The organism is Chloroflexus sp. (genome assembly GCF_034434295.1).
Lineage (GTDB): Bacteria > Chloroflexota > Chloroflexia > Chloroflexales > Chloroflexaceae > Chloroflexus.
On the sequence record NZ_DAOTZQ010000103.1, the window covers coordinates 23,730 to 43,240 of the forward strand.

Genomic DNA, 19,511 nt, shown 5'->3' on the forward strand with positions numbered 1-19,511 from the left:
ATGCGCCTCAGCATGTATTTCACTCAGTTCATTCCTGAGTCCTGGCGCGAGCGCTGTCGCCCCGGCGTCGGCGCGAATGATACCGCTGTTCAAGACTCAGACGGCGATAGTCTCCTGCTTCGATGATAATCCGTTCCCGACAGATAGCGGTATCGTACATCCGGGAAAGAATGCGCGGATCGATATCCTTCGGGTCACGATTACTGGTGATCACCGTCGGTAGAGCATAATTATACCGATGGTTCATGATCTGGTAAAGTTTTTCCCTGGCCCAGGGGGTCGTATTTTCGGTGCCCAGATCGTCAAGGATCAGCAATGGTACATCGCGTACCAGTTCAAACCGTTCATCGTAGGCCGTCTCAGAATTAGGGCCGAAGGTTGAGCGAAGGTGATCGAGCAGATCGGGCACAACGGTAAAAAGCACCGACGTATGACGATCAAGAGCTTCATTGGCAATGGCTGCAGCAAGATGAGTTTTTCCGCATCCATACCCGCCAAACAGAACCAGCCAGCCCTGGGGGTTTTGCGCATACTCATAGGCACGGGCAAATGCCCGCTGGACGCCGGGTACGGTACGGTCAAAGGTGGCAAATGTCTTATCACGCAGCGGTGCCAGGTTTGAGAGTCGCTCCAGTTCTTCGTAGCGTCGGCGTTCTTTCTCGGCCTGTTTGCAACGACAGGTGATCAGAACACCAAAATTGGGATCACCATACGGCACGGCCAGCGTGTAGTAGCCAACACCTCGACAGATTGGACACACCTCTTCAGAGATCGCTCTCGTCACTTCCGCGGCGGAAGAGGTGTCCGAGTTGTCCGCTGGTATATTTTTCAATATCGATAGGTCGTCCGGTCTGATACGACGCAGGTTCTCGTCCATTGGCGGCCCACCTCTCCAGCATACGCTGAATATAACGCCACGAACGTACATTCGCCCGTACTGCCTCGCGAATGGCATCTTCGAGCCATTCGGCGGGATAGCGGGCAATGGCCTCACGCAATTCCTCAAGCAATAATGGTGTTACCAGTCCAATATTTTGTTCGTACAATTCTATTAAACCCGGTCGCTCGCCAATCGCCTCACCGGCTGGAGGAACGAACCCACTCACTCCGACTTGCTCTACCCAGGCCCGGTTGGCCGGTGTATTGATGAGATACCAGTTCCGTACCCGGCCATCGCGTGGTTCTACCAGATGTAAAACGGTGCCCCGGCGCACAGCTGCTGTCAGTCCTTCATCGAGCAACTCCTCGAACGAGCGCAATGAACTGAGCGACTGCAACGAGCGCCTAAGCAGATCGTCATTGAGGAGATCATCCCAACTGAGCCGCCGTGGTCGGCTACGCAGGCGACTGATGCGGTAGAAGAGATGCAGCGTCACTTTGATTTCGCTCGGCTTCGTAATAGCCGGCAATATCTCGGTGAAAAACTCCGGCGGGATGCCGGTTAGTCGTTCAGTTGTAAAGCCACTGAAAGTCATACCTTCTCACCGCCGGATGCGACCGGTGAATCTGTTCCTCTCCCCATGATACACCTTATGCAAGCATCTGATATGACGCAAGAGAGTCCGTTTTGTCCGTGCAACGCGGATCCTGGGCATCGTACAAGCCGGGTTGGCTCTGCGGCTTATGCAAGCACATTTTGATCCATGGTACCATATCTCGCTCGTGCACAGAAACGTGACAAAATCTGTGCAAAGTATTGACAAAAGCTATGAATTGTCATATCATTTGTACAGTGAATTGTTCGACTTGCGATTTACTTCGATAGATGGAGAACTGAGATTATGAAATCACGCTCGCCGCTTGTCTTTATCTTTCTGACTATCTTCATTGATTTGCTCGGCATCGGTATTGTCTTACCGTTGCTGCCAGAATATGTCAAAATTGTTGAACAATCGACATGGCCGTGGCTGGCTGAAAACCGAGCGTTTGTCGTCGGAGCGTTAATCGCTTCGTATGCGCTGATGCAATTTCTCTTCGCCCCAGTTCTGGGTGCGCTCGGTGATCGATTTGGCCGCCGGCCGGTACTACTCCTGAGCCTGGTTGGCGCCGGGTTGAGCTATCTGGTCTTTGCTCTGGCCGAACAGTTAACATTTCTCGGCGTTGAGACGGTGATCGGGTTGTTGTTTCTGGCCCGCATTGCCGCTGGAATCACTGGTGCCAGCATCAGTACAGCTCAGGCTTATATTGCCGACGTCACACCACCAAACGAGCGTGCTCGTGGTTTGGGAATGATTGGTGCCGCCTTCGGTCTTGGTTTTATGCTTGGCCCGGCTCTGGGCGGGTTGCTGGCTAATGTCAGTTTGTATGCCCCAGCCCTCTTTGCAGCAGCGCTCAGCTTCGCCAATGCGACCTTCGGCTTCTTCCGTCTGCCTGAGTCGCTGCCACCGGCAAAGCGAGTTCAGTCGCACGTCCGTGATCTCAATCCCATCAAGCGGTTGCTGGCCGTCGCCGGTGATCAGCGTGTCCAGCCATTCATTCTCGGTAGCGTCCTGTTCAATCTGGCCTTTGCTGGACTGCAAAGCAATTTTCCAGTCTATAGCGATGAACGTTTTGGTTTCAGTCCGCAGCAAAATGCGTTTGTGTTCGCATTTATCGGTCTGATTGCAGTCGTAGTGCAAGGATTTTTGATCAGGAAGCTGGTTGCCCGCTTCGGGGAAGCCCGCCTAACTGTAGCTGGTTTGAGCCTGATGGCAACTGGCTTCGCGGCTACTGGTCTGGCTACTACTGGATGGATGCTCTTCCCGGCTATTGGTCTGGTGGCTCTCGGTAGCGGTATGGTTACCCCATCTCTGACGAGTCTGGTATCACAGTCGGTGTCGGCCCACGAGCAGGGCGCAACGCTGGGTGGTGTGCAATCCTACAACAGTTTGATGATGGTGGCTGGGCCGTTGCTGGCCGGGATGTTATTCGACCTGGTTAGTCAGAGTGCTCCCTACCTGATCGGCGCCGGTTTGCTGGTAACTTCACTGGTGGTGTTGTATGGTACGTTACGTAATCGGTTTACCGCTACACCACAGCCGGCTGTTACCACCGTTACCACCGAGACGATGGTGCAGGTTGAGTAGTAAGCTTCCTGCGGCTGAGCACCACCGATCACGAGCGAGCAGGCCCGGACAAGGCACATTCACATCCTTGCCGGGAGCCTGTCGTGAAGGTTGCAGCCTGGATGGGGTGAGACATGACGGATGCGTTTCATGCCGGCAACATACCACCGGGCAGCTCCCTGTGCAGTTCAAGGGCAGACAGAATACGCGAGATAACATAACTTCTGCCATATCAGGAAGTACAAATGCAGGCTTGTGATCTCTCCTTGCTCACGTATAGATGAGGTGGGATTACAGAGACCTGTACCAGAGCGTCCTGATGAGGCAAACATTGCACTAGATCAAATATTTCTCTCTGAATATTAAGGAGCGGGCAGTCAACCCGCTGTTGTACGCGCAGCGAAAAGAAAAGACGATAAGACACAACTCTCTGAATATCGAGGAGCGGGCAGTCAACCCGCTCCCTTCACCCCCAAATACACCACGACCAGACCGGTATGCTATGTCTCCGGCATAGCAATAGTGGTTGTCATTATCTGTGCATCCTATTCCTCCTCCTCACTCTCGTGGCGGTTGTTCCCACCATCAAGAAAGATGATCTCGTCAGCGCGAACGTATGTCCGTGAACGGGTTTGCCCGCTCTCTTTGTCCTGCCAGCTATCAGTGCGCAGGCTGCCCATCACCATAACCCGACGCCCCTTCTGTAAATAGTTACCACACACCTCCGCCAGCCTCTCCCACGCTTCCACCGTTGTCCATTCGGTTTCACTCTGCCGCTTCCCTTGTTCATCCGTCCCGCCCGGACGATTGGTAGCCAGATTGAACCGACAAAACGAGACGCCATTACCCACCTGCCGCACCTCTGGATCGGCTCCCAATCGTCCGATCAGCTCGACCCGATTCACCGTACCACGAAAGCTGCGCATCACCCACTCCTTTCTGCTTTCAGCATTGCACCGGTCGTATTTCTGTTGTCATGTAATAAACCGTAATAAGTGCCCAAAAGTGACACGGGAATTTTTACCCATTTTTGATAAAAGGTATCAAAAAAGTGTCAGAACGAATAATCAGGGAGTATAATGAAAGTCATGACACACGGGCTCGATTCACCCAACCCATCTACCGGAGCCTCCGGCATCACATCACCGATTGCGGCGATTCTCGCGCTCAGTAAAACGGTGCTCTCGTCGCTCAATCTGGCTGATGTCTTGCAGCGAGTATTGGTTGCTACTCGTGAACTGACCGGTGCCGATGTTGTGTCGATCTGGCTTCTTGATGAACGTGGTGAGTGGCTGAGCAGTGCGGCCACGTTGGGGGTTGAAGAGCATGCTCGCAGCTTACGATTGCGGAGGAGTGAAGGGGTCGCCGGTTGGGTGGTCGCCAATCGCCAGGCCCTGCAACTCGTCAATCCAGCCAGTGATCCGCGCTACGTCCAGCAACTTGATCGCCATCCGGCAGTGATTCTCGCCATTCCGCTAATCGTTCGTGAGCATTGTTTTGGTGCGTTGAGCCTGTCCCGGTTTGAGCTGTCGACACCATTCAACCAGGAGCTTATTGAAACCATCTCGATCTTTGCCGATCAGGCAGCGATTGCTATCGACAACGCTAACACGGCACAGGCTTTGCGACGGGCTACTGCCCGCGAACGAATTCTGGCAGCCAGTGTAGCAACCAATGATGCCGAAACCAGGATACTACAGGAGCTGACGACTGTACTTGGTACGACACCGCGCCTGATAACGACTATCGCCAGCGGCACAATGTTTGATCATACCGGCACTCCGATTTCGGCAAGTGATTTTGCCCGTTGGCGACGTGAAAGGGCATTGATCGTCGATTTACGCCTCGATGGCCTACCGGCCTGGCTGGTTGTCGATCAACCGGGGCATTACTGGACACAGAGTGATGCCGATTTGCTGGCGTTTGCTGCAGGCCAGATCATGTACGCCCGCCAGCGGGCGTATGAACAACGCTCGCATGCTCGTGCTGAAGCGCTAAGTCACTTGGTGGCGTTGACTAATGCGCACATCGATCAGGTGAGCGTTCTCGATCACATTCTGGCAGAGCTACACCGCTTTATCAATTTCGACTCGGCTGGTATCTTTGTCGTACACGACGAAGAGTATGTTCGTTTGCTTGCACAACGCGGTCTGCGCAGCTCCTTCGATCAGGTGACCCTCTTTGCCGGTGCGGGGTCGTTAATCAACGACTTGCGCCGTTTGGGCACAGCTATCTATGAGCCTGACGTTCAACAGCTCCCGAACTGGCAGAAAGTTCCTGATAGCGACATCATTCGTTCGTGGATCGGGGTACCGCTGCGGGTTGATCAGACGACGATTGGTGTCCTGACAATTGACAAGTGGACACCCAATGCGTTTACAGCAGAGGATGTGGCGACGGCGCAGATGTTTGGCGAGCAGGTGGCAGTTGTGATCAATAATGTGCGCCTGCTCCGCGAAGCCCAAGAGCGAGTGCGTCAGTTTCAGGTACTGCAACAGTTCAGTGTGCGCATTGGTACGCTCCGTGAGGTTGATCGTCTGCTCGATGAAGCTGCACGACTGCTTCACCAATCGTTCGGTTATTATCAGGTCTTAATCGGCGTTATCGAAGATGATCGACTGGTGATACGATCAGCGGTCGGTCATCTCCGAAAAGACCCCCAAACCTTTCCGCCCACACCAATCAATATCGGCATTAGCGGTTGGGTGATCAGCCACGCCAAACCGGCCATTGCGAATGATGTAGCTCGTGATGAGCGATACATCAGTCATCCCAGCCTACCGGCGACTGCTGCCGAGATGGTTGTTCCCATCCTGGTTGATGAGCGTGTGTTTGGGGTGATCATCATTGAAAGCGCAGTCAAAGGTATCTTCAGCCAGGGCGATCTGGAGCTGGTGATGGCGATGGCTCATCTGATAGGTGTAACCATTGCCAATCTGCGTCACGACGCCGAATTGCAGCGGGTGCACGATCAGTTGGTCGAGCGGGATCGATTGCGTGCCCTTGGTGAACTATCGAGTGGTGTCGCTCATGACTTTAACAACCTGTTGGCGAGCATCCTGGGTCATGTACAGTTATTGCTGGCCGAAAACCACGACCCCGGACTTGAAGAAGGGTTGCGGGCGATAGAGCTGGCCGCACTCGATGGTACTGCAACGGTCAGACGGTTGCAAGGCTTTGCACAAAGCAGTCGTTCGACACCGAACAGTGCGGTGAATGTGAATCAGATCGTCGAAGAGAGTTTAGCTCTTACCAGACCGCTTTGGCGCGATGAGGCCCAGAGTCGTGGAGTTGTGATTACCATCCGCACCGATCTGACACCATTGCCAGCAATCATAGGCGATGCACCTGCCCTGCGTGAACTGGTTATCAATCTCATCCTCAACGCTCTTGACGCAATGCCAGAAGGTGGCACCCTCACCCTCCGCACCGCTCTCGCCCCACCACAACGCCTCGGCGAGGCAGCCGTGCTACTGGAAGTCATTGATACAGGGGTTGGGATTGATCCGTCTATTCAAGAACAAATCTTTGCACCCTTCTTCTCGACCAAGGGGACACGCGGTACCGGGCTGGGGCTGGCCATTGTCCGCAGTGTTGTGCAGCAACACCGAGGACGGATTGATCTTGAGAGTGCACCTGGCGCAGGGGCCTGCTTTCGCATCTTGCTACCGATTGGCACACCTCCACAAAGTGAAGTAGCACAACCAAAGTATCCCGAGGTACCATCGCTCAATATCCTGGTTATCGATGATGAGGACGCCGTGCGTAACGTATTAGTGCGCATGCTGCAACGCCTTGGCCATCAGGTAGACAGCGCAGACTCAGGTGAAACTGCTCTTAGCCAATTCGTGGCCGGACGGTATCACCTGGTCTGTACCGATCTCGGTATGCCGGGTATGTCGGGCTGGGAAGTAGCCGCGCAGGTGCGTCGAGTTGATCCGGCAGCCCGTGTGGTCTTGGTTACCGGTTGGAGCGAACAGATTGATCCTGACGAGGCACGTGAGCGGGGAATTGATGCGATACTGGCGAAACCGTTTACTATTCAACAAGTCCGGGACCTACTCGCCAGCGTACTGTCGGATAGACGGTGAGTCACCTCTACCTTCTACAATCATCTTCCCGCTACCGGGTGATTTGTGCGAGCCAATTGCAATATCGCAAACATGACACACGGTACACAGGTACGACTTCCGAGATCACCGGCAATAAAACCCATTCAGGTTGATAGTCGTACTGAAGCGCCACCAGCGAGCGCTTTGTAGATCGTCGCAGTACGGGAGCGTTGGTTACACCCTTCCGCGCTCAGGTACGCTATCAGATGAACTGTGGATAGTGTGTCGTAACCTCACATTACACCAGATTTGATAGCACACCATCTTGCGTCACGTTTGTGCGACAGACTGATAAACATTATCAGATTCATCGATAGTTTCTTAGACAAAAGTTCCTTGTGTTTAACGCGCTGCCATGAATAACCGGTAACGCCCATTTGCCGCAAAGCGTCATTTTTTATATCAAAACATTTAACAGTCAAACACGAACCAAATGTACACCTGTTGGACAGATCAGGCACTACAAAGAAGAAAAGTCGTGCAATCGCCGCCGACTATTGACAAATGACGAAAAGTATATTACTATTTCTCTACTTTTGCGACGCTACGCTGTGATATGACTCTTGAACGACAACACAGTGTGAACGCTGGCAAGAAGCTGAAGCTGAACTGATAACAACCTGACATCAACCCCTACGTCGGCTTCGCTTCCTACCCTGCCGACCTCCGGCGCCACCAAGTGTGTGGTATTGGCATAAGCCTTTATGCCGGTGGTTAGCAGCGAGAAAGAGGAAAGACGCTCCATGATTGAGCTACATCACGATCGCTCTGGTGATCTACTTCCCCTTGAACTGCAACGTTTGCGTGAACGAGCAGTTCATCATCGAAGTAGATACTTACGACAATCGCGACCGTTTGCTACAATCGCTGAATTCGCCCGCTCTGCGCTAGAACTACAACGCAGGCTTCGCCAACTTCCCTCTCGGTATCTTCTCCACTCGGTGGTAACTCTCCTCTTACCGGTCGCCCTGCTGTTAGGGCAATTACCACTCCGACCGATGAAGCCCGTCGTCACCACCCCTACAATTCCAACAGGCGAGATTGAGGGTGCAGTGCCGATATATATCCCAGGCCCCCTGAATCTTGACTCAACTCGTTCCGGAGAAGTAGTGGGCGATCCACCGCTCGATACCGACGAGGCATTACCGGTGCCGTTAACCATTCTCTCACGTAGTGAGATGACGGCACCGCTGATCGTGCCGGCAACTGTGATTGCCGACACTGCCAAAGTCCGCACTGGCCCTGGCCTCGCGTATGACGATATTGCACGCCTCTCGAACGGAGCAACCATTGAGGTCGTTGGACGCTATGGCGAATGGCTGCGGTTCCGCACCGCCGATGACCCCTCACTCCGCTGGATTGCTGCCGAACTGGTTGATTTGCCCGAAGCAGTCTTCTACAACTTGAAGCCAGTGGCTGAAGCGGATATTCCTCCGCCCCCACCACCACGGGTTGCAACGGTTCGCGAAGACGGTCTTAATCTCCGTGATGGCCCCGGTACGAACTATGTCAGCATGAAACGCCTCACCGCTGGGCAAGAGTTGAACCTTGTTGAGCAATTCAATGGCTGGTTCCTGGTTGAGACCGACGGTTTGTTCGGATGGGTGACCTCTGAATTCCTTAGCATTGCCTCTGGCGTTGTAGAACGAGTTCCGGTGGCAGCAAGCATCCCCGATCCTAACCCGCCACTTGTGGGTTCGGTTCTTGAGAACTCGGTCAATTTGCGGAAAGGCCCCGGTTCAGCCTACGAGCGGATCGGTGCAGTCAATGCCGGGACGGAAGTAAAGCTGCTTGCCCGTCACAAGGACTGGTACCGGGTTGAGCTGACCAATGGCACCAAAGCGTGGATTTATGCCGAGCTATTAGGCGTGACGCCGATGGCTGCCCGTCGGGTTCCGTACACCAATGACATCCCGGTGCTTCCCAACCGTAATCGCCTGGCCAACAGTGGACCAGTTAATATTCCTGCCAGTGGTGATGTAGCCAGCTATGCAGTACAGTTCGTGGGGTATCGCTACGTCTGGGGTGGTGCCAGCCCACGTACCGGTTTCGATTGCAGTGGTCTAACATCGTATGTTTACCGGCAGTTTGGGGTCAACTTGCCGCGTAGTGCTGCTTCTCAGTTTAGCACTCGTTACGGGGCAATGATCGGTAGCATGAGCAATCTCGCACCCGGCGATCTGATGTTCTTCGCTAACACCGGTGGTCGGCGCGGCATTACCCACGTTGCCATCTACATTGGCAATGGCCAGATGGTACACGCTATGACACCAGCTTACGGTGTGCAGATTTCGAGTATTTGGGGATCCTACTGGACGAGCCGCTTTGCCGGTGCAATTCGTCCGTACCGCTAAATCAGGTGCAACTGAGATGGTGTGCTCGCTGGAAGGGTAGGCTGACAGCCTGCCCTTCCAGTTTCATGTATGCGCTACCCACGCTGCCAGTACGTGCGGTGGCGCGAGCTTGTGGCATCCGCACGCCAAACCATGGGTTATGGATAATCCGGCCTGAAACCATATCCATGCCGGCGCGTTATACCACAGTGTGTGCAGCAGAAACGCCGCTCTCCGTATTTGTAGTTGCTACCAGCATGATGATGTGCTAGCGAGGTAGGGGCACGGCATGCCGTACCCCTACTGCAATCTACGAACAGGTCAGCGTTACATTAGACTCGTCACACTGGGCTTTCGTTTAACGAGCGCGCGTCCGGCCACGAGCGCCGATGAGCAGCAGCGCGGCGAGGATGATCGTTGACAATCCGACAAGAAGTGCTGCGGTATCAATTGTCAGCACTCCCATACGCACGAATGCCCCAAAGCCGGGAATCATCCAGACCAGCCAGCTACAGACGATCACGGCCCGCTGTTCAATTGGAGACAGACGGCGAGCGCCAAGCGCCAGTACCGCTGTGGCAGCCCACCCGATCAATCCGAGCAAAAATCCCTGCACTTCCATCGCTTCCTCCGCGCTGCTGCGTTGCAACCCCGATCAGCTCTCCTTTGAGACTGATGGAGCCATCACTCGATGGCTGTCTGCTCGCATCATAGCAGAAGCTTTGGATGATTTCAACAATTAAAGCGGTACATTATTTGTGCAAAATGTCTAAATTTCACAACCGTATTTGGCGAATAATTAGCGCGATAACCGTGATCACGATGACAAGCAATAGCGAAAAGCGGCGAATAACCGACAGAATGGGATCGGCGCGCACGATAGCTTCGGCGGCAGGGAAGAACTGCGCCAGATGGAGCAGGCCGAGCAAAATGATCAGCAAGGTCAGAACCAGGCTCCCAGTCAGCAGCCAGGCAAAGCAGAGGAGAAGCGTAATACCGATAATGCTCCAATAGGTCAGATGATTGCCCATATCCGGGCCATCGCTGCGCGGTGGTTGTGCCATAGGAAACTCCGGGTTTGAGTATTGGTGGAATATATTCAGTATACCTGAATTAGCACCGGCTGGCATGAAGCAAAGGAATGAGCCGATACGTTCGCAGGTAGATGATAAACGTCATGGCACACCATCGACCGTCACCCTCACGCTGCTCCCTTAAGCGCTCAATTCTGATACGCACAAGCTCGCATCCCCTGGGAGTGCGAGCCTCCGACTTGCTTACCACCTGACACAGCCCACTGTCCCTGCGACTTGCGTGGTATCGCACCCCAAACCGGCGCACGACAGCGGGAACCGCCGGTACCGGTGTTCCCGCCCCTGGCGGGCTATACATTACCCACATGTCACGCTGCATTAGGCCGGGCTGCAAGCGCTCTCCGTGGCGCAGGCTTCCAGCCTGCGTGGAGACATCCTCTCCACCGCCGTCAGGTGCTGGCCGTGACCGTTGGTGTACAGGCACGAACCTGGTGCAACAATACGTCTACGCGCAGGTAGCTCATTCATGCCTGACCGACTCGATGATCGGCACGATCCCATCCAGCACCCCCGTGACCAGGATGGGTAACGATGTACCATGCGCTGGATCGTGTGTACGGCTGGCGCGGCAGCATGGCTGCCGCACTCCAAACCGCACGACACGCGCATGACGAGCGGGTACGGCAATCCATCCAGCACGTGTTGGCACGACTGGAGCGGCGCACTGTCACCAGGCCAGTCGCCCACAACAGCACCTATGGCAATCATACTCGCTGATACGCACGTGGTTGACACCAGTTATGTGTAATGCATAACCCTAGCGGGAGCGGGGCGCAGCACACGCCTGAACGCGACACCACCGTCACCCACTCACCTCTCATCACCCGCGCACTCCACGCACGGCTGCACGTGAACCAATTTTTTCACCTGTAACGAACTACCGCATTCACCGGTGGTATGCCCAGAGTACTCAAACACGGATACGACAATCTGTATGATGCACATCAAGATTTGCTACAGGCTCTCGCGGCAGGGAAGCAGCTCTATGGTAATGCCGTGGTAATAGCTTTCTTCTACACTACACACAGATTACTATGCAATGTGCAGTAAAACATCATGTTGTTATCTTTCATAAACAGATTACAACGATTGATGCGTCGAATCGTGCCACAGATACAGGCACAATCGCTCTTTTCAAACGTCTTGCGTGCATCTGCACGTATCACTCAGCTTCCCCGTACAGCATTACTGATCGATGGTGAAAATTATCCTGCGGTTCAGGCAAACGTTGCCCTGGAGATTGCCCGACGCCAGGGCCATCTTGTCGTGCAACGAGTGTATGCTAACTGGTCACGGCCTGCCAATCAGGCGTGGATTGAACCGGTAGCGCGTTATGGCTTACAGCCTGTTCATCACGAACGAGTTGCTACAAACAAGAATGCCACCGACATTCTGTTGGTGGTGGATGCTATGGATCTGCTTTACGGCGAACAGATTGATCGGTTTTGCCTCGTAACCGGTGACAGCGACTATGTACCGCTGGTGAAGCGCCTGCGCAAAGCTGGTAAAGAGGTGATTGTGATTGGCAGCGAACACACCGCAGAGGCGCTCAGGGATGCGTGTAGTCGGTTTATTTCGTTTGCAGAGGCACGGCAAAACACCGGTTTCACACCACCGTCGCCACCTCTGATAAGCGGAGTAACGGACACAGCAGGTGATACAGCAAGACCAGATTCGATGCCTGCGCACGCAGCCGGCGGGCAGGCTCCCGCAGAGGTAAACCCCCATCCAGCTATGCCATCAGCGGCCACCAGCGATGCACAGATGACATCTGACAGTATTCCTGCCGCCAATCCCCTATTGGGCACGCGGGAGACTGTAACTATGACGAATGGTGCAACCCGACCACTATATGATGCCGTTCCATTGCTTGCCAGAGCAATGGAACAAATTACCAGGCGTGATAGCCAGGGCTGGGTGAGTGTAGCAGTTGTTGGTCAGGAAATCAGAAAGCTCGATCCCACATTTCGCCCAAATCACTTTGGGCACGCCAGTCTGTCCAAACTGGTGCTGGCAATCAGTAGCAGTGTACAGATATTTGAAACGCGCTTGCAGAGTAGCGGTCAGCTTGAAGTACGCTTCCGTCCGACGGTCAGGCAGCACAACATCCGGTGAAATTCAAGCCCACCTGGAAGATGTCAATGTGAATGTCAGGGGCGTTGAGTGAGGAGGGAGTTATGGATGGTGTTTTTTCGTTTATATCGAAAATGATACGAAATCGATCTGATAGTAAACCGTCTGATGTATCTGGTGAATTTTCAGAGATTTAGCAAACAATAGTAGTAGAAAAGGTGGAAGGGTTTAATAATCCAGTCGAGTACAGTAATTTTACATCGCTTTTTAGTCTTGATAAATTTTTGATAATAGTTACGAAAGATCATCGGGCTACATAGAGAAGATTAAGAAACTTTACCAGAATAGTACGTCTTCGGAATGGCAGAGCATGGTAGAAGCATGGGCAGACCGAGTCTGCAAAGATAATGAAAACCCACTTCTCATTGATATTCTAAAACGTGCATTACACATACCAATTTCCAATAGATCATTGACGCAAACTTCAAAGCAATTGCGAGGTGTCTGGGCCGTTCACGGCGCATCGCCTGGGCAGTTAAGTGCTTACTCACCAATATTCAATTCATATATCAGAAAGTTGTTCTCATTATTTGATCAAGGGTTAATCCAATTATTGGGAAGATTTTTTGGTTTTACAGGTTATCATCCATTCCTATGCAATCGATATAGTTGTTCCATTATTAAAAGAAGAGTACTTCAGACGAATTAGTAGTCAACTTCTCAATCCCGTCGTATGTACAAACCAAGTTGTTCCATTAGTCAGACAGGTGTTAAAATTGAAAAATAGTAGCGATTTTGACGAGATAGTGATAGATATTATACATTATCCCTTCGGAAGAAGAACCAGCCTAGAAGAGCGATTCAACCTCGCAGTACGCTCATTACTTCTCTTCTTACGCAGTGACATCAGGGTGATTGCCTTTGGCGGCATGCTGCCGGCAGCCGAGCTTGACGTGCTAACCCAAATAGCGATTGATATGATGACGGCGCTGCTGCGAGCAAAACAATTCGATCTCAACACGTGTCCATTGCATGGGTTTGAATATGATGAACATGGTCGGATCGTCTCAACAGTCAGGCTGATCACCAATGGTCATGCACCCACGGTAGCTGCTGCCGTGTCATTGTTAACCCTGAGTCTGAGTCGGAGCAGCTTCCAGGATTTCAGGTTCCGTCAGACAGGCGCCTTTCAAAAGCACATCCAGCAGGTGATAGACACTCCCCACAATCACCTCGTGTTGCTGGGAGCCGGGAAGATCGCCGAGATGGCATTGTCGTTTCTCAATACGATTAATGCTGTGCCGAATTCGCTGACAATCGTGGATCTCGATCTGGAAAAGGTACTTAGCCTGGCGTTGAAGATACTGGATACGAATACGTATACGATTGTAAGTTTCAAAGATGGGCAGACCCAGTCTTACAACCCGTATACTGCTACCTGGGAGCCGTACCCGTTAGCATATGCGGGCGGCATTGGAAGTGACGACCTCACCAGCAACAAGATTACCGGTAAGCCTGTATGTTTCATCTTGTCTACCAGGGGCGGTTTCTCAGAGCAGAATCATGCGTATATGGCTGCTCTGAAACATATCTTTCTCGATCAGCCCTATGACTAGGCTCCAGCAATCTCGATACTGTCGGCAGTTTCCGGGCAAAACGCGGGGTTACGCGATTTGATTGCCAGATTGCTGGCATTACACACGTATACCAATGCATGTGCGCAGAAGACAGAGGTCTGCGCAGTCGCCGATGATTATCCGGTCGTTATGATGCCTGTCGTACTCGATCTGATTGCCCGGAAAATCAAGCAGGGCAAGTTTACCGAGGCGATCAGGTTGCTGCTGTGGCTAAAGAATAATTTTTCGGGTGTTACATTGACAATGCCTGCTGATTACCTGAGTACATTCCAGTTGATGAACGTCTGTTTGCCGAAACAGGTGTGGGTAATACAGGCGATCCTCTACTCGGAAAACCGTTGATAGGCAACAATCCTTGCACAAAGGTTTTCAAATCCCGACCAAAGCACGTGAAGATAGGGCTTTGGGGATGCAATACCGGCGCATTAGCTCTCACTGCTGCGCTTCAGGTCATGTCCGGTGACTCACAGAAGCAGCATCTGGCAGCGCTGTTTGCACAATTGAAAGACCTCTACCGTGTCGAGTCGGTTGACCAGAAACCCGCTAAAGACATTGTTGCCGCGATGTTTGATCTGTTTGAAGAAGTGATGCCGGAGCTGGGGGTGGCGCGAACGTTGATTTAGGACGTTATCGCATGTATTGCGACCTGCCCCGCCCCCGCTAGGGCGGGAATGACTCTCGTCATTGTGCGCACCGGAGGCGTGCGCTCCCAGTGGAGGGCGATACAACGCTTTTCTGTTTTTTGTCCTTGTATCGCCCCACCCTACCCCGCCTCCACTGGAGGCGGGAATGACACCCGCCGTTGGGCGCTGATTCCAGGGTGAGCGATACTCCAGCGAGCCGGAGGCTCGCACTCCCAGGGCATTCCAGACCCGCCCTCACCCTACCCCGCCCCTGCTGGCTATGCATTACCCATAACTATTTTGTCAACCTCTTCACGCATCAGTAGCGCCTATCTCATCGTGCGTAATCCTGGGTACTATCGCGTTGCGCTACTGTCGCGTGGGGCTTGCGTCACGAACGGGAAACGGATGATAGCAGAGGAGGTAGCCGTTGGATCAGACCATGGGGCAGACGTCAAGCCTGCGCACCAGCGGTTACGGCCAGTACCTGCCAGCGGTGGGTGTGATACCGCCACAGGGAACGCTTGCAGCCCGGCCTAACGCAGCGTGACATGTGGGTAATGCATAGCCGCTAAGAGCGGGAATGACTCTCGCCGTTGGGCGAGCCGGAGGCTCGCGCTTCCAGAGGCACAGACCCAACCCCACCCTCCCCGCTGGAGGCAGGAACCACCGGTGCAAGATGTTCCCACTGTCAAGTAAACAGCCAACAAATTCCTCGCTGTTCATACCCGCTGTAACTGCTTCTGGTTACGAACCTGAGCTACAATACTATTGAGCGTATGATCGCTACCCTGTCACGGGTAGACCATGATGGTACACACGATACTGTGAGTAGTTCATGATTGAAGCCATTCAGCTCGGTAAGCAATTTGGTGATTTTGTTGCGGTACGTGACCTGAATCTGGTTGTACAACCGGGTGAGCTGGTGGCACTGTTGGGGCCAAACGGTGCCGGGAAGACGACGACGGTGCGGATGCTGGCAGCCATCCTGCCACCGGGGAGTGGGCAGGCGCACATTTGTGGCTATGATGTGGTTCGCCATGCGCAGCGGGTGCGCGGTATGGTTGGTTTGCTCACCGAATACCCTGGTCTCTATGGCCGCATGGCCGCATTGGAATACCTGGCCTTCTTCGGTGCATTGCTCGGTGTTGAGGCAACGTTGTGTCGTCAGCGGAGCGAGGCGCTCTTGCGGCAGTTTGGCCTGTGGGAAGTACGTGATCGGCAACTGGAGAGTTTTTCCAAGGGTATGCGGCAGAAGATGGCGCTGATCCGGGCGCTCATCCACGATCCGCCGGTGCTCTTTCTCGATGAGCCGACGACTGCTATGGATCCGCAGAGTGCGCGCACGGTACGCGATGCGATTGGTGAATTGCGGAGTGCGCAGCGCAGTATTCTGCTGACGACCCATAATCTGAGTGAGGCGGAAGAACTGGCCGACCGAATTGCGATTATTCGTGGTGGGCAGATCATTGCCTGTGGCTCGTTTGCCGAATTAAGTCGACAGTTGCTCGGTGAGCCAGCGTTTGAGTTGAAGCTGACCAATCCAGCCGATCAACCACAGGCGGTTGCGCTGCTGTGTGATCTGGTTTCCGTACAGGTGTTGGATACCGACCGGCTGGGCTGGCAGACTGCTGAACCACACTTGCTCCATCCGGTCATTTTGAACCGACTGTTGACCGCCGGTATTGGTGTGCATAGCCTGGCCGAACAACCACGCCGACTGGAAGATCTCTACTTGCGGATTGTTGCTGAAGACGAAGCCGTTCCGAATCCACATTCCCGGTGAAGGTGATGAAACGATTTTCGCTCTCTCGTCCGACGATTGCCACCTTACCAGCACAGCCGCTGCCAGCGTGGTGGTTGATTACGCGCCGTGAATTACGCGATACCCTGACCGATTGGCGCTTACTAACGCCGCTCGCGTTGCTGGCGCTGGTGTTGCCACTGCTGGTAGCGGCTGCGGCGCTGGCGCTCATCCGCTTTACCGAGCAGGTTGAGCTTGCCGTTCAAATCATTCCGTTCGCGATCTTGCTGGTCGGTTTTTTGCCCGCTGGCTTCTCGTTGATCCTGGCGCTCGAATCATTTGCCGGTGAGCGCGAACGTAATACCCTGGAAACGCTGCTGGCTATGCCGTTAGGGGATCGCGAGCTGTATCTCGCCAAATGGATAGCGGCGCTGGCCCTGCCGTTAATCGGCGCTCTGCTCAGTCAGATGGTGTTTGGTATCACCCTGCTGGTGTTTGCGCCTGATGTAGCTCTGGTCGCATTTCAACCACTCCGCCTGTTGCTGTTGCTGGTGCTGGTAGTGACCATGGCGATGGTCATGGTGAGCGGGGCAGTGATCATCTCTGCCCACGTGACGACGGTGCGAGCGGCCAGTCTGCTCTCCAGTTTGATTCTGGTGCCGCTGGCGTTGGTTGTGCAGCTGATCGCCTTTCTCATTGTTGGTAATCGCTGGGACGGTGTGATCGGTATCTGGCTGGGATTGAGTGTGGTCGTTGTACTGCTGGTTCACATCGGCATGCGCTCGTTCAGTCGCGAAGAGTTGCTGGCCCGCGAAGAGATTCGTAAACCCTGGTTTGGCTGGTTCTACCGACGACCACGGCGGCAAATTGCGTGGTTTAGTGGTCATGCGGTATGGGTGGTTGCCCGGCGCGAGATGGTGGAAATCACACGTGATTGGCGTTCGCTAACGTTGCTCGGTTTTCTGGCATTCCTCATGCCCACTGGTTTGACCGCTGCGATTTATGCAGTCGCGCCCCAACTCGATGATCCGCTCGCCCTGTCCCCGCTGGTTCCATTTGCAGGCATACTGGCCGGCTTTGTCCCGATCAGCTTTGCGCTGGTAGCCGCGCTGGAGTCATTTGTTGGCGAACGGGAGCGTAATACGCTTGAAGCACTCTGTGCATTACCGATCTCTGATCACCAGCTCTTCCTGGGTAAACTGGTTGGTACGCTCTTGATCCCGCTGCTGACGGCTCTGATCACACAGCATCTCTTCTACGGATTGGTGGCACTCAACTTTCCGGCACTCTACGCCGATGGTATGTCACTAACCTTACTGGGTCAGATGAGTCTGATGACCATTATGGTCGCGGTTGCCCTGGTTTCAGGCGCAGTAAGCTTCTCTATCCATGCCGGTAGCGTGCGGGAAGCATCAATGATGGCTTCAGCGATTTTGCTACCAACCACGGCGATATTGCAGGCTCAGGCACCTTATTTCATTGCCCGTCGGTTTGACGTAGTCTGGCTGGCCATCGTAGCATTGCTGGTCGTGGCACTTGCCCTTTTGCGCAGTGGGATGCAGACGTTTCAGCGAGCTGCTATCTTTTCCCGCAGCCGGGAAGAGATGAGTTTACGACGGATATGGTCGGTCTTCCGGCGTTTCTTCAGCGAATATCAGCCAGCAGGCATGCCCCTTGCATCCTATCGCGGCCTGCCATTCTCGCCGACACGTTTCTACCGTCACGAATTCCCGGCGCTGCTGAACGAATTGCGTCTGCCGCTCCTCATCAGCCTGCTGGCCGCAGTGGGTGGGAGTGTGTTTGGGCTGACATTAGCGCACACGCTGGTATTACCACCGGTTGAGCAGGCACTCGCTACGTTTGCCTTCGGGCCAGCACCGTCATTATTCCTCGCTCTCTTCATCTTTGCCAACAACCTGCGCGTATCGATTCTGTCGAACCTGCTGGCACCGGTGAGCCTGGGGGTGTTTCCATTTCTGGTACCGGCCACTGTCTTTGCCCAGATCGGGTATGTCTGTGGGCGTTTATTTATCAACAGTGGCGGCTCACTGAGCGATCCGCTGCTCTTCGTCAGTACGTATCTGCTCCCGCACGGCATCATCGAGCTACCAACCTTTATGGTTAGCGCGGCATTGGGATTGCGGATGGGGGCAGCACTGTTGAGTACACCGGGCGATTTCAGCGTTGGTGAAAATTTGCTTTGGGCGGCAGCCCAGACAGCTAAGGTATGGCTCTTGCTGATTGCCCCACTGGTCCTGGTTGCGGCTATCGTTGAAGGACTGGTAACCCCGCTGGTGATCAGGCTGGTGTATTGAGATCAAGCACCACTATAGGTATGGTACGCCCGGCCCGTTGCGCATACGTAGCGAAGCCAGGATAGTAGCGGACTGCCCGCTCCCACAGCTCCAGGTACTCGATACCGGAAACCTCGTATGCCCGGCAGGTGAAAGTGCGTCCATAAATGTTCACCTGAGCGACCGGATTCTTCTGCAAGTTGTAGTACCAGGCCGGATGTTGCCGACGACCAAAATTCGAGGCGACCAGCACAATGCGATTGCCATCGGGGACGAACAACAGTGGTGTGCGACGTTGAACTCCACTACGCGCACCGGTAGTGATCAAGGTAAGCGTGGGGTAGACGAGAGAGACGACACCGAATCGGCCACCGCTGATCCGGAGCAGAAAGCGGTCGAGTGGTTGGATACACGTGCGGACGAACCAGGCACCGGGGCGGGTAGCCGAAAGACGGGCGACGATCAATTGAAAACGGCGAAAGATTCGCATCGTACATCACAGGTTTCTGATCAGGTGAGAATTACAGTGTATACGCTGAGCGAACAGGGTCGTTATT

At 53.9% G+C, this 19,511-nt stretch carries 15 protein-coding genes; 9 read left to right on the forward strand and 6 right to left on the reverse strand.

Features of this window, described 5'->3' with window-relative positions; all coding sequences use genetic code 11:
* Positions 1–28 precede the first annotated feature (28 nt).
* Positions 29–718, reverse strand: a complete 690-nt coding sequence (locus VAE57_RS14625) for an ATP-binding protein (RefSeq protein ID WP_416208464.1) — start codon at positions 716–718, stop codon at positions 29–31.
* Between the two features lie 46 nt (positions 719–764).
* A complete protein-coding gene (locus VAE57_RS14630; protein WP_322822604.1) occupies positions 765–1,475 on the reverse strand; it encodes a DnaD domain protein in 711 nt (236 codons plus the stop codon).
* 306 nt (positions 1,476–1,781) lie between these two features.
* Between VAE57_RS14630 and VAE57_RS14635 the strand changes: the two genes are divergently transcribed.
* A complete protein-coding gene (locus VAE57_RS14635; RefSeq protein WP_322822605.1) occupies positions 1,782–3,065 on the forward strand; it encodes an MFS transporter in 1,284 nt (427 codons plus the stop codon).
* Positions 3,066–3,589: 524 nt separating this feature from the next.
* Here the strand turns inward: VAE57_RS14635 and VAE57_RS14640 are convergent.
* A complete protein-coding gene (locus VAE57_RS14640) occupies positions 3,590–3,970 on the reverse strand; it encodes a single-stranded DNA-binding protein (RefSeq protein WP_322822606.1) in 381 nt (126 codons plus the stop codon).
* Positions 3,971–4,132: 162 nt separating this feature from the next.
* On the opposite strand from VAE57_RS14640, the gene VAE57_RS14645 reads away from it, so the two are divergent.
* The gene (locus VAE57_RS14645) at positions 4,133–7,135 is read left to right on the forward strand and encodes a GAF domain-containing protein (RefSeq protein ID WP_322822607.1); all 3,003 of its coding nucleotides are present in this window, start codon (positions 4,133–4,135) and stop codon (positions 7,133–7,135) included.
* Positions 7,136–7,899: 764 nt separating this feature from the next.
* The gene (locus VAE57_RS14650; protein WP_322822608.1) at positions 7,900–9,510 is read left to right on the forward strand and encodes an SH3 domain-containing protein; all 1,611 of its coding nucleotides are present in this window, start codon (positions 7,900–7,902) and stop codon (positions 9,508–9,510) included.
* A gap of 337 nt (positions 9,511–9,847) precedes the next feature.
* Here the strand turns inward: VAE57_RS14650 and VAE57_RS14655 are convergent, their stop codons facing one another.
* Positions 9,848–10,111 carry a hypothetical protein gene (locus VAE57_RS14655; RefSeq protein WP_322822609.1) on the reverse strand — a complete coding sequence of 88 codons (264 nt, stop codon included), beginning with the start codon at positions 10,109–10,111 and terminating at the stop codon, positions 9,848–9,850.
* Between the two features lie 154 nt (positions 10,112–10,265).
* Positions 10,266–10,553: a hypothetical protein gene (locus VAE57_RS14660; RefSeq protein ID WP_322822610.1), complete on the reverse strand. Its 288-nt coding sequence runs from the start codon at positions 10,551–10,553 to the stop codon at positions 10,266–10,268.
* A gap of 1,122 nt (positions 10,554–11,675) precedes the next feature.
* On the opposite strand from VAE57_RS14660, the gene VAE57_RS14665 reads away from it, so the two are divergent.
* From VAE57_RS14665 to VAE57_RS14690, 6 genes are all read left to right on the forward strand, one after another.
* Positions 11,676–12,698: an NYN domain-containing protein gene (locus tag VAE57_RS14665; RefSeq protein ID WP_322822611.1), complete on the forward strand. Its 1,023-nt coding sequence runs from the start codon at positions 11,676–11,678 to the stop codon at positions 12,696–12,698.
* A 584-nt stretch (positions 12,699–13,282) separates the two neighbouring features.
* Positions 13,283–14,272 carry a hypothetical protein gene (locus VAE57_RS14670; RefSeq protein ID WP_322822612.1) on the forward strand — a complete coding sequence of 330 codons (990 nt, stop codon included), beginning with the start codon at positions 13,283–13,285 and terminating at the stop codon, positions 14,270–14,272.
* Positions 14,273–14,329: 57 nt separating this feature from the next.
* Complete coding sequence (locus VAE57_RS14675; RefSeq protein WP_322822613.1) at positions 14,330–14,635, forward strand: hypothetical protein; 306 nt, start codon at positions 14,330–14,332, stop codon at positions 14,633–14,635.
* Positions 14,636–14,682: 47 nt separating this feature from the next.
* Positions 14,683–14,916, forward strand: coding sequence for a hypothetical protein (locus tag VAE57_RS14680; RefSeq protein WP_322822614.1), 234 nt, complete (start codon positions 14,683–14,685; stop codon positions 14,914–14,916).
* An 838-nt stretch (positions 14,917–15,754) separates the two neighbouring features.
* Complete coding sequence (locus VAE57_RS14685; protein ID WP_322822615.1) at positions 15,755–16,702, forward strand: ABC transporter ATP-binding protein; 948 nt, start codon at positions 15,755–15,757, stop codon at positions 16,700–16,702.
* 5 nt (positions 16,703–16,707) lie between these two features.
* On the forward strand, positions 16,708–18,975 hold the full coding sequence (locus VAE57_RS14690; RefSeq protein WP_322822616.1) for an ABC transporter permease subunit: 2,268 nt from the start codon (positions 16,708–16,710) through the stop codon (positions 18,973–18,975).
* Here VAE57_RS14690 and VAE57_RS14695 read toward each other — a convergent pair.
* Positions 18,959–19,444, reverse strand: coding sequence for a nitroreductase/quinone reductase family protein (locus VAE57_RS14695; RefSeq protein WP_322822617.1), 486 nt, complete (start codon positions 19,442–19,444; stop codon positions 18,959–18,961). The two genes, VAE57_RS14690 and VAE57_RS14695, sit on opposite strands and share 17 nt — an antisense overlap.
* Positions 19,445–19,511: the final 67 nt, after the last annotated feature.